Source organism: Stenotrophomonas sp. YJH_SMC_25 (assembly GCF_059369595.1).
Window position 1 is genome coordinate 232,275 of sequence record NZ_JCAFSV010000009.1, and the last position, 11,038, is coordinate 243,312.

An 11,038-nucleotide genomic window follows, 5' to 3' on the forward strand; every position below is an offset into this window, starting at 1 on the left:
AGGGCCACGCGGACGGTCAGCCGGCGCGGCGGGAAAGTACGAATTCGAACCGGTCCAGATCGGCCGGGGTGGTGACCTTGAAGTTGTCCTCGCTGCCTTCCACCAGCAGCGGGCGCTGGCCCTGGCGCTCCATGGCCATCGCCTCGTCGGTGACTTCAACACCGGCGGCAGCGGCGTCGGACAGCGCGCGGCTGAGCTGGTGGCGGCGGAACAGCTGCGGGGTCAGTGCACGCCAGAGGCGCTCACGCGGCTCGGTGCCATCAATGCCACCGTCGTCGCCTGCACGCTTGAGCGTGTCACGTACCGGTGCGGCCAGGATCGCCCCCACCGGGTCGGTACGACCGACTTCAAGCAGGCGGCCGAGATCGGCCGGCGACAGGTTCGGCCGCGCGGCATCGTGGACCAGTACGAACTCATCAGCGCGCACCGTCTCCGGCAGCGCCTGCAGGCCAGCCAACACCGAAGCGGCACGGGTCGCGCCACCGATGCAGGTCAGCACCGGCTTGCCCGCCCACTCGTTCCAGCCGGGCCAGTCGGCGTCGTCCTGGCCGATCACCACCATCGCCCCGGCCACGGCCGGGTGCGCCAGCAGGGCGTCCAGGGTATGGGCAAGCAGGATCTGTCCCCCTGCCTGCAGGTATTGCTTGGGCAACGGCGCGCCGAAGCGGGTGCCACGGCCCGCAGCCGGAACCACGACCCAGATGGCCGCACTCATGGCACGTCCGCCGGGTGGTCGCCAACCTGCGCACTGACACCTGCCGCGGGCTGCGCCGGATGGACCGGCGCATCCTCGACCACACGATAGAACTTCTCGCCGGGCTTGATCATGCCCAGCTCGCTGCGTGCGCGCTCCTCGATGGCGGACTGGCCTTCCTTGAGGTCCTTCACTTCGGCAGCAAGCGCGTCGTTGCGCTGCTGCAGACCCTCATTGTCCCGCTCCTGGTTGGCGACCTGGGCTTCGAGCATCATCACTTCGCCCGAATTGCCCGGACCGAACCAGAAGCGGTACTGCAGCCAGCCCAGCAGCAGGGCCAGCACCAGCAGCATCCAGCGCCAGTCGCGCATCGGCTCAGCGCTTCAGCGAAACGAACGCGTCACGACCGGCGTAACGCGCGCCGGCGCCGAGGGCTTCCTCGATGCGCAGCAGCTGGTTGTACTTGGCCACGCGATCGCTGCGGCACAGCGAACCGGTCTTGATCTGGGTGGCGGTGGTAGCCACTGCGATGTCGGCGATGGTGGTGTCTTCGGTTTCGCCCGAACGGTGCGAGACCACAGCGGCATAACCGGCGCGGTCGGCCATGGCGATCGCTTCCAGGGTTTCGCTCAGGGTGCCGATCTGGTTGACCTTGATCAGGATCGCGTTGGCGGTGCCCGAGTCGATGCCTTCCTGGAAGATCTTCGGGTTGGTCACGAACAGGTCGTCACCGACCAGCTGCACCTTCTTGCCGATGCGATCGGTCAGCAGCTTCCAGCCAGCCCAGTCGTTCTCGGCCAGGCCGTCTTCGATCGTGATGATCGGGTACTGCGCGGCCCAGTCGGCGAGGAAGTCGACGAACTGCTCGGAGGTCAGGCGCTTGTTCTCGCCGACCAGGTTGTACTTGCCGTTCTCGAAGAATTCGCTGGAGGCGACGTCCAGGCCCAGCAGCACGTCTTCACCGGCGGTGTAGCCGGCCTTGCCGATCGCTTCAAGGATGGTGTCCAGCGCTTCGACGTTGCTGCGGAAGTCCGGAGCAAAGCCGCCTTCGTCGCCGACCGCCGTGCTCAGGCCGTGGCCCTTCAGCACCGACTTCAGCGAATGGAAGATTTCGGTACCGGCACGCAGCGCTTCGGAGAACGAGGTGAAGCCGACCGGCAACACCATGAATTCCTGGAAGTCGACGTTGTTGTCGGCGTGCGCGCCGCCGTTGATGATGTTCATCATCGGCACCGGCAGCGACGGGGTCACGCCGGTCCTGGCGGCCAGGTACTGCCACAGCGCCTGCTTGTTCGATGCGGCGGCGGCGTGCGCAGCGGCCATCGAAACACCCAGCAGTGCGTTGGCGCCCAGGCGGCCCTTGTTCTCGGTGCCGTCGAGATCGATCAGGCGACGGTCGAGGCCGGCCTGGTCGGTGGCCTCAAAGCCCTTCAGCGCGGCGGCAATCGTGGTGTTGACGTTGTCGACGGCCTTGCGCACGCCCTTGCCCAGGTAACGGGTCTTGTCGCCGTCACGCAGCTCGACCGCTTCCTTGGTGCCGGTCGAGGCGCCGGAGGGAACCGCGGCACGACCGAACGAACCGTCCTCCAGGATGACTTCGGCTTCCAGCGTGGGGTTGCCACGACTGTCGAGGATTTCACGGGCGTGGATGCTGCGGATCGTGCTCATGGTCGGACCGGTTACCTGTCTGGAGAGGGGGCGACAAAACGAATGCCGCGTGATTATCCCCGGCTGCCCGCCACTTGCCAAATGGCGTGGGCGGCTTCAGCCCCAGCTGGACCCGATCACGATCAGGACCATCGACACCAGCATCACCAGCAATGCACCAGCAAGCGCCGCCAGGATGGGGCCACGCCGCCGTCGCCAGGCCAGCACCATCGCAACCGGGCTACCCAGGAAGGACAGCACCATCGTGACCAGTGCGCCCAGCAACCACCACTGCGTGGTCTGCACGCCGTTGTTCCCGTCCCCCGGCGGCCGGAAACCGGCGGTGAAGGCCAGTACGCCCACCACCAGGGCGATCCGGGTCAACACGGACAGCCCCAGGGCGATCAGGCCCCAGGGCCAGCCTCGCGCCGATGTGGTCGCATTCATCAAAGCACTCCGTAGAACAGGGCGCCGAGCCACAGCGAGAGCAGGATGATCGCCAGGCCGGCGGCCACCTTGCCGCGATTCAGCCTCCAGGCCTGCACAGCAGCAGCGATGCATCCCACTGCACCGAGCGGCTCTGCCACCAGCAGCGCAATGAAGTACGCGCGCAGATCGAGTGCGCTGCTGCCATCACCCGGCGGCCGCACGGACGCGGCACCGATCAGCACCAGCCCGAACATGCCCACAGTAAACAGCACGGCCAGGCCCAGTGCGATCAGGCCCCACGGCCACTGTTTCCAATGCCGGCGGCGGCGCTGGGTTTCCAGCGCCAGCCACGGGTCACGACTCACGCGAAGCGCGAGAAGCCGTGCTTCTTGGTCACTGCGTCGAGTTCCATCAAGGTCTCAAGCAGTGCTTCCATCTGGTCCAGCGGCCACGCATTGGGGCCATCGGACAGCGCCTTGGACGGATCCGGATGGGTCTCGGCGAACAGGCCGGAGATGCCCACCGCCACGGCGGCACGCGCCAGCACCGGCACGTGCTCACGCTGGCCACCGGAACTGGTGCCCTGCCCGCCCGGCAGCTGCACCGAATGGGTGGCGTCGAACACCACCGGGCAACCGGTGTCGCGCATCACCGCCAGCGAACGCATGTCGCTGACCAGGTTGTTGTAGCCGAAGCTGGCACCACGTTCGCAGACCATGATCTGCTCGTTGCCGGTGGCCTTGGCCTTCTCCACGACCGGCTTCATGTCCCACGGCGCCAGGAACTGGCCCTTCTTGATGTTGACCGGCTTGCCGGCCGAGCACACCTTGCGGATGAAGTCGGTCTGGCGGACCAGGAACGCCGGGGTCTGCAGCACGTCCACCACCGAGGCCACTTCGTCCATCGGGGTGTACTCATGGACGTCGGTCAGCACCGGCACGCCGATCTGCTTCCTGACCTCGGCCAGGACCTTAAGGCCCTCTTCCATGCCCGGGCCACGGAACGCGGTGCCCGAAGTACGGTTGGCCTTGTCGAAGCTGGACTTGAAGATGAAGTTGACGCCGAGCTTGTCGGTGACTTCCTTCAACTTGCCGGCGGTATCGAGCTGCAGCTGCATCGACTCGATCACGCAGGGGCCGGCGATCAGGAACAGGGGCTGGTCCAGCCCGACCTCGAATCCACACAGTTTCATGGCGTTTCCTTGTTGTCCGCAGCACCGGCCGGGCCGGTGCGCTGGGGGTTGAAGCATGCAGGATGGGGGCCGAAGCCCCCATTCACAAGTCAGGCGCGCGCTTCGGAAAGCAGCTTGCCGCCGGCCTTGCGCTCGCGTGCGGCGCGGATGAAACCGATGAACAGCGGATGGCCGTCACGCGGCGTGGACAGGAATTCCGGGTGCGCCTGGCAGGCCAGGAACCACGGGTGCGCGTCGCGCGGCAGTTCGACCACTTCCACCAGGGTGTCGTCCATCGACTTGCCGGCGATCACCAGGCCGGCATCTTCCAGCTGGGTGCGGTAACGGTTGTTGAACTCGTAACGGTGGCGGTGACGCTCGGCGACGACGTCCTTGCCATACAGCTCGCGGGCCAGCGTGCCCGGCTTCAGGCGCTGTTCCTGCAGGCCCAGGCGCATGGTGCCGCCGAGGTCGCTCTTGTCGTCGCGCTTTTCCACGTCACCGGTCGCGGTGCGCCATTCGGTGATCAGGCCGATCACCGGGTTCGGCGACTGGCGGTCGTTCTCGGTGCTGTTGGCACCTTCCAGGCCGACCACGTTGCGCGCGTAGTCGACCACGGCCGCCTGCATGCCGTAGCAGATGCCGAAGTACGGCACCTGCTGCTCGCGGGCGAACTTCGAGGTCAGCACCTTGCCTTCGAAACCACGGTCACCGAAACCACCCGGCACCAGGATGCCGTCGACATCGGCCAGTGCGGCCATGTCGGTGCCTTCCAGGTCCTGTGCTTCCAGCCACTTCAGGTTGACCTTGGTGCGCTGGCGCAGGCCACCGTGCTTGAGGGCTTCGCCGACCGATTTGTAGGCATCCTGGTGATCGACGTACTTGCCAACCACGGCGATGGTCACTTCGTCCAGCGGATGCAGGGTCGCGTCGACCGCGTCTTCCCACATCGACAGGTCGACCGGGCCGGCCTTGTCGGCCAGCTTCAGCTGGTTGACCACGATCTCGTCCAGGCCCTGCGCGTGCAGGCCCGACGGAATGCGGTACAGCACGTCCACGTCCGGCACGCTGATCACCGCGCGCTCGGAGACGTTGGTGAACTGAGCGATCTTGCGGCGCTCCGAATCCGGCACCGCCTGCTCGGAGCGGCACAGCAGCACGTCCGGCTGGATGCCGATCGAGCGCAGCTCCTTCACCGAATGCTGGGTCGGCTTGGTCTTCAGCTCGCCGGCGGCGCCGATGTACGGCACCAGGGTAAGGTGCATGAACAGCGCCTTCTCCGGGCCACGCTCGGTGCGCACCTGGCGGATCGCTTCCAGGAACGGCAGCGACTCGATGTCGCCGACAGTACCGCCGATCTCGACCAGCGCCACGTCGTAACCTTCGGTGGCTTCATCGATGCAGCGGCGGATCTCGTCGGTGATGTGCGGGATGACCTGCACGGTCGCGCCCAGGTAGTCGCCACGGCGCTCCTTGCGGATCACGTTCTCGTAGATGCGGCCGGTGGTGACCGAGTTCTTGCGGCTCAGGCGGGTGCGCACGAAGCGCTCGTAGTGGCCCAGGTCGAGGTCGGTCTCGGCGCCGTCGTCGGTGACGTAGACCTCACCGTGCTGGAACGGGCTCATGGTGCCCGGGTCGACGTTGATGTACGGGTCGAGCTTCATCATCGTGACCTTCAGGCCACGGGCTTCGAGAATGGCGGCCAGTGACGCAGCGGCAATGCCTTTGCCGAGCGAGGACACCACGCCGCCGGTTACGAAAATCAAGGGAGTCATGGCTGCAAGCATCCTGTCTGGAAATGGAAAACGGCAGCACCACGCGCACCCGGAGGGCGGGCATGGAGCTTGAAGGGGGTTTTCCGGTTCGCTGGGGCAGCGAGGGAGGTGCTGGGCCGTGCGGCGGCAGGCGCCGGACGGGGACCACCCTGCGAGGTCGGGGCGGCCGTGCCGGTCAAATCGACCGTCACCTGCGACCCGCATTGCTGGCGACCACGCATGGTCGTGCCAGCCCATTCGCAAAGGGTGGACACGCACTTACTCCCGGAAAGCCATAGTTTACAGATTGATGGCCGCCAACCCAAGGGGCAGTTGCGGCCATCACCCAAAAGAAACGCCCCGCTGGGCGGGGCGTCGGGGGGCGAATCCCTTGCGGCAAGGGCTTCGGAGGGCGGAAGAATTACTTCTTCTTCCGCGCCTCTTCTTCCTCTTCCTGCTGCGGGGCCGGCTGGCCCTGCGCCTTCATTTCGGCATTGGCCTGGGCGCGGCGCTTGGCCTTGGCATCGGCTTCGGCCTGCGCCTTGTCGGCCTGGCCACCCTGCTGCGGGGCCGGCTGGCCGGCGTTCTGCGCCACCACCAGCGGCACTGCAACGGCGGCAGCGGCCAGGATCGCAATGGTCAGCAACTTCTTCATGAGGTCCTCCTCGCGGTATGGCTTGGATGTTTCGACCCAACGGGGGTCGCCGGCATTCAGATTCCAGCGGCTGCCATTTTACCCCCTCTGCGTCGCCGAGACTGAACCGCAGGCGTGCAAAATCCCGTGCCAGACCCCACACTTGCCCGTCGCTCCAAGCTTTCGAAGACAGATGAACGCCCGCTATAACGCCGCCGATATTGAAGTCCTGTCCGGCCTTGACCCGGTCAAGCGCCGTCCCGGCATGTATACCGACACCGCGCGCCCGAACCACCTGGCGCAGGAAGTGATCGACAACTCGGTGGACGAGGCCCTCGCCGGCCACGCCCGCTCGATCGAGATCACCCTGTACAAGGACGGCAGCGTGGAGGTCAGCGATGACGGCCGCGGCATGCCGGTGGACATCCACCCGGAAGAGAAGATCCCGGGTGTCGAGCTGATCCTCACCCGCCTGCATGCGGGCGGCAAGTTCAGCAACAACAACTACACCTTCTCCGGCGGTCTGCACGGCGTCGGCGTCAGCGTGGTCAATGCGCTGTCGACCCTGGTGGAAGTGCACATCAAGCGCGAAGGTGCCGAGCACCGCATCACCTTCCGCAACGGCGACCGCGCCACGCCGCTGGAAGTGGTCGGCAGCGTCGGCAAGAAGAACACCGGCACCCGCGTGCGCTTCTGGCCTGACCCGAAATACTTCGACACGCCGAAATTCGCGGTGCGCGCGCTGAAGCACCTGCTGCGCGCCAAGGCCGTGCTGTGCCCGGGGCTCACGGTCAAGCTGACCGATGAGGCCACCGGTGAAGTCGACACCTGGTACTACGAAGACGGCCTGCGCGATTACCTGAAGCTGGAACTGGGCGAACGCGAATCGCTGCCGGCCGACCTGTTCGTCGGCAACCTGAAGAAGGACACCGAGGTGGTGGACTGGGCCGTGGCCTGGCTGCCGGAAGGCGAGCTGGTGCAGGAAAGCTACGTCAACCTGATTCCCACCGCCCAGCACGGCACCCACGTCAACGGCCTGCGCACCGGCCTGACCGAGGCGCTGCGCGAGTTCTGCGACTTCCGCAACCTGCTGCCGCGTGGCGTCAAGCTGGCCCCGGAAGACGTATGGGACCGCGTGTCGTTCGTGCTGTCGCTGAAGATGACCGACCCCCAGTTCAGCGGCCAGACCAAGGAACGCCTGTCCTCGCGCCAGGCGGCCGGTTTCGTTGAAGGCGCGGCCCACGATGCCTTCAGCCTGCTGTTGAACCAGAACGTGGAGCTGGGCGAAAAGATCGCGCAGATCGCCATCGAGCGCGCCAGCGCACGCCTGAAGACCGAGAAGCTGGTCGTCCGCAAGAAGGTCACCCAGGGCCCGGCCCTGCCCGGCAAGCTGGCCGACTGCATCAGCCAGGACCTGTCGCGTACCGAGCTGTTCCTGGTGGAAGGCGACTCGGCAGGGGGCAGCGCCAAGCAGGCCCGCGACAAGGACTTCCAGGCCATCATGCCGTTGCGCGGCAAGATCCTGAACACCTGGGAAGTCTCATCCAACAGCGTGCTGGCCTCGGAGGAAGTACACAACCTGGCCATCGCCATCGGCTGCGACCCCGGCAAGGACGACATCAGCGGCCTGCGTTACGGCAAGGTCATCATCCTGGCCGACGCGGACTCCGACGGCCTGCACATCGCAACGCTGCTGACCGCACTGTTCCTGAAGCACTTCCCGGCGCTGGTCGATGCCGGCCACGTGTTCGTGGCGATGCCGCCGCTGTTCCGCATCGACGTGGGCAAGCAGGTGTTCTACGCCCTGGACGAGGAAGAAAAGCGCTCGATGCTGGATAAGATCGAACGCGAGAAGATCAAGGGCGCCATCAACGTCACCCGCTTCAAGGGCCTGGGCGAGATGAATCCGCCGCAGCTGCGCGAATCGACCATCCACCCGGATACGCGCCGCCTGGTGCAGCTGACCGTGGACGATCGCGAGCAGACAAGCTCGCTGATGGACATGCTGCTGGCCAAGAAGCGCGCCTCCGACCGCAAGGGCTGGCTGGAGAGCAAGGGCGATCTGGCCTCGCTGGAGGTCTGATCCCGGCACGGGGTCGGATCCCTTTGCCTGGCAAAGGGCTCTGACCCGGTTGCCCGGTAGTGCCGGCCGCTGGCCGGCCACCTCGACTGCCGGCCAGCGGCCGGCACCACCGGCTCATGCGCCCTTGGCATTACGCCGCCATCGGCAAACCCGGCGGAGCCATAATGCGCGTCCACCCGTGTGGACCATCGTATTGGCCAGCCACTCGTTGCTGTTCCCCGCCCTGCCGCTGCACAGCACGCGGTTGGTGCTGAGCCCGATCCGCCGTGACGACGCGACGGCGCTGTTCGCGCTGCAATCCAATCCGGACGTGATGCGCTGGTGGAACCACCCGGCCTGGACACGACCGGCCGAAGCCCGCGAACAGATCGACGACGACCTTGCCGCGCACGCGATCGGCACCCAGTTGAAGCTGGCCCTGCGCGAATCACCCAACGGCCCACTGCTGGGCATCTGCGTCGCATTCGCCATTGATCGTGAGGCCATGCGGGCCGAGATCGGCTATCTGCTGGCGCCCGACCGCCAGGGCCAGGGCTACATGCATGAGGCCCTGCAGCAGATGCTGGGCTATCTGTTCCACACCCTGCACCTGCACCGCATCGAAGCCGAGATCGATCCACGCAACGTACCCTCGGCACATGTGCTTGACCGCCTCGGCTTCCACCGCGAGGGGGTGCTGCGCCAGCGCTGGCGCATCCAGGGCGAGCTTTCGGACTCGGCCGTCTATGGCCTGCTGGCCAACGACGAAGCGGCAGCCACCCTGCCCGTTTGATCCAATCTGGCCGCAAGCCGCTGCAGAACGTGGCCATGCCTTTGGACACATACGGCATGGCACTCCACCGGCCTAGCATCGGAACCCCCTTCCGCTGCCGATCCGGTGCCATGAAGTCCCTGCTGCACACTGCCGCGCTCTGCGTCGGCCTGCTCATCGCCCCCACCAGCGTGCTGGCCGCGCCCGCCGCTGACACCAAGCCCGATTCGAAAGACGACAGGACCGACGCGCCTGCGCTGCCCGCCGATGCGTCGGCGCGCCAGAGCATGCGCCTGGCCGGCCGCACCCTGGACTACACCGCCACCGTCGGCACCCTGCCGGTGCGCGATGAGAAGGGCAAGGTCATCGCCGATGTGGTGTTCACTGCGTACACGATGCCGGGCAAGGACCGGCCGGTGACGTTCGCGCTCAATGGCGGCCCTGGTGCCTCGTCGGTGTACCTCAACATGGGCGCGATCGGGCCCAAGGTGGTCACCTTCGGTTCGGAAGGCGACAGCGCCTCGGCGCCCGCGACCCTGCATGACAACCCGGGCACCTGGCTGGATTTCACCGACCTGGTATTCATCGACCCGGTCGGCACCGGTTTCAGCCGCGCGCGCATCGGCGATGACGAGGCGAAGAAGCAGCTGTACAACCCCGGCGCCGACATCGAGTACCTGTCGCGCTCGATCTACGACTGGCTGCTGCGCAACCAGCGCATGGCGTCACGCAAGTACCTGACCGGCGAGAGCTACGGCGGCTATCGCGGCCCGCGCATCACCCATTTCCTGCAGACCCGGCTGGGCGTGGCGATGAACGGCCTGGTACTGGTCTCGCCGTACCTGAGCCCGACGCTGGAAGACAACGCCGACGTCTCGCCGATGGCATGGATGCAGACGCTGCCGTCGATCGCCGCGGCGCACCTGGAGCGCCAGGGCAGGCTCACCGACGCGGCAATGCGCGAGGTGGTGGAGTACACCCGTGGCGATTACGCCACCGCGTTGATGAAGGGCCGCAGCGATCCGCAGGCCACCGAGGCGATGCTGCGCCGGGTGACCGAGCTGACCGGGCTTGACCCGCAGTTCGTGCGCCGTGCCGGTGGCCGTCTTGAAACCCAGGCCTACCTGCGCGAAGTATTCCGCGACAAGGGCACGCTGGGCAGCCGCTACGACTCCAATGTGACCGCGTTCGATCCATTCCCGAATGACCCGGAGCAGCGCGCCAATGATCCGCTGCTGGACAGCATCATCGCGCCAACCACCACGGCGATGGTCGACTTCGTGACGCGCGTGGTTGGCTGGAAGGTGGATGCACGCTACCAGGCGCTGAACTACGACGTGAATCGTATGTGGGACCGCAACGGCGAGCTGCGCCAGGGTGCGGTGACCCAGCTGCGCCAGGCGGTGGCGATCGATCCGCATCTGCAGGTGCTGATCGTGCATGGCTGGAACGACCTGTCGTGCCCGTTCATGGGCTCGATCCTGACGGTGGACCAGATGCCGGCGATGGGCAGCAACCCGGACCGGGTGCAGGTGCGGAGCTATCCGGGCGGGCACATGTTCTACAGCCGGACGGACAGCCAGGCGGCGTTCCGCAAGGATGTGCAGGCGCTGTTCCAGCGTAATTGAGGGGTTCGGCCGGGCCTGCGGCCCGGCACCCGCTGACTGCCACGGCCACTGCCACTGCAAAAGCGGGCTTCCTGGGGGCTGGCAAGGTGGGGTGGATATGCAGGACACGCCGTAAACCCGTCCCTGAAGTGACCCCCGGGAGTTGGACGTCAGATCCAACCCCGAGGGATACATGAACAGATACGACGCACGTTTCAAACTGCAGGTCGCCAAAGAGGCCTGCAAGACCTCCACATCGGTCAAAGCC

11 protein-coding genes are annotated in these 11,038 nt (G+C 66.3%); 3 read left to right on the forward strand and 8 right to left on the reverse strand.

The genetic code is table 11. The features are described from left to right. Positions 1–16: 16 nt before the first annotated feature. The 8 genes from ispD to AC5P7E_RS14415 form a co-directional block, all read right to left on the reverse strand. On the reverse strand, positions 17–715 hold the full coding sequence (ispD, locus tag AC5P7E_RS14380) for a 2-C-methyl-D-erythritol 4-phosphate cytidylyltransferase (protein ID WP_005409004.1): 699 nt from the start codon (positions 713–715) through the stop codon (positions 17–19). Beyond that, entirely contained in the window at positions 712–1,065 is a 354-nt protein-coding gene (gene ftsB / locus AC5P7E_RS14385) for a cell division protein FtsB (protein WP_005412924.1), read from the reverse strand. The genes ispD and ftsB overlap by 4 nt, the downstream gene beginning before the upstream one ends. A gap of 4 nt (positions 1,066–1,069) precedes the next feature. After that, entirely contained in the window at positions 1,070–2,362 is a 1,293-nt protein-coding gene (gene eno, locus AC5P7E_RS14390; protein ID WP_005409002.1) for a phosphopyruvate hydratase, read from the reverse strand. A 96-nt stretch (positions 2,363–2,458) separates the two neighbouring features. Next, positions 2,459–2,788 (reverse strand): hypothetical protein, encoded by a 330-nt coding sequence (locus AC5P7E_RS14395; protein WP_114618630.1) that lies wholly within the window; start codon positions 2,786–2,788, stop codon positions 2,459–2,461. Next, positions 2,788–3,135, reverse strand: a complete 348-nt coding sequence (locus AC5P7E_RS14400) for a hypothetical protein (protein WP_111118170.1) — start codon at positions 3,133–3,135, stop codon at positions 2,788–2,790. The genes AC5P7E_RS14395 and AC5P7E_RS14400 overlap by 1 nt, the downstream gene beginning before the upstream one ends. Further along, entirely contained in the window at positions 3,132–3,962 is an 831-nt protein-coding gene (kdsA, locus tag AC5P7E_RS14405; protein ID WP_005408999.1) for a 3-deoxy-8-phosphooctulonate synthase, read from the reverse strand. Before kdsA ends, AC5P7E_RS14400 begins: the two co-directional genes overlap by 4 nt. Positions 3,963–4,051: 89 nt before the next feature. Next, positions 4,052–5,716, reverse strand: a complete 1,665-nt coding sequence (pyrG, locus tag AC5P7E_RS14410; RefSeq protein ID WP_005408998.1) for a CTP synthase — start codon at positions 5,714–5,716, stop codon at positions 4,052–4,054. 400 nt (positions 5,717–6,116) lie between these two features. Beyond that, positions 6,117–6,350, reverse strand: a complete 234-nt coding sequence (locus AC5P7E_RS14415; protein ID WP_005408997.1) for a hypothetical protein — start codon at positions 6,348–6,350, stop codon at positions 6,117–6,119. Between the two features lie 172 nt (positions 6,351–6,522). On the opposite strand from AC5P7E_RS14415, the gene parE reads away from it, so the two are divergent. The 3 genes from parE (at position 6,523) to AC5P7E_RS14430 (ending at position 10,791) form a co-directional block, all read left to right on the forward strand. Next, positions 6,523–8,412, forward strand: coding sequence for a DNA topoisomerase IV subunit B (parE, locus tag AC5P7E_RS14420; protein WP_005408996.1), 1,890 nt, complete (start codon positions 6,523–6,525; stop codon positions 8,410–8,412). A 193-nt stretch (positions 8,413–8,605) separates the two neighbouring features. Beyond that, positions 8,606–9,184 carry a GNAT family N-acetyltransferase gene (locus AC5P7E_RS14425; protein ID WP_032967150.1) on the forward strand — a complete coding sequence of 193 codons (579 nt, stop codon included), beginning with the start codon at positions 8,606–8,608 and terminating at the stop codon, positions 9,182–9,184. Between the two features lie 110 nt (positions 9,185–9,294). Then, positions 9,295–10,791: a S10 family peptidase gene (locus AC5P7E_RS14430; protein WP_005412919.1), complete on the forward strand. Its 1,497-nt coding sequence runs from the start codon at positions 9,295–9,297 to the stop codon at positions 10,789–10,791. Positions 10,792–11,038 lie beyond the last annotated feature (247 nt).